Here is a 234-nt window from a genome sequence, read left to right as displayed (position 1 = left end):
AGAACAAAATACAGACGTAAAAAGCTTAGCACATACAAAATGGAATTGCAAATATCATGTAGTGTTTGCACCTAAATATCGAAGGAAAGTATTTTATAACGAAAAGAAAGAAGCAATTCGTGAAATAATCCGAACACTGTGCCAATGGAAAGGTGTTGAAATCATCGAAGGAGAAGTATGTCCGGATCATATTCATTTACTTCTGAGTATCCCGCCCAAAATGAGCGTTTCGGG

General features: G+C 36.8%; 1 protein-coding gene. It reads left to right on the top strand.

Translation table 11 applies throughout. From position 1 onward, the window contains the following. Positions 1–61: 61 nt before the first annotated feature. A partial coding sequence (gene tnpA, locus NE637_RS15585) for an IS200/IS605 family transposase (RefSeq protein ID WP_256267833.1) occupies positions 62–234 on the top strand: 173 nt, incomplete at its 3' end.

Source organism: Desulfovibrio desulfuricans, from assembly GCF_024460775.1.
Taxonomy (GTDB): Bacteria; Desulfobacterota; Desulfovibrionia; order Desulfovibrionales; family Desulfovibrionaceae; genus Desulfovibrio; species Desulfovibrio desulfuricans_E.
Note: the sequence above shows the minus strand (reverse complement) of the source record. Positions and strands in the feature narration are given on the sequence as shown.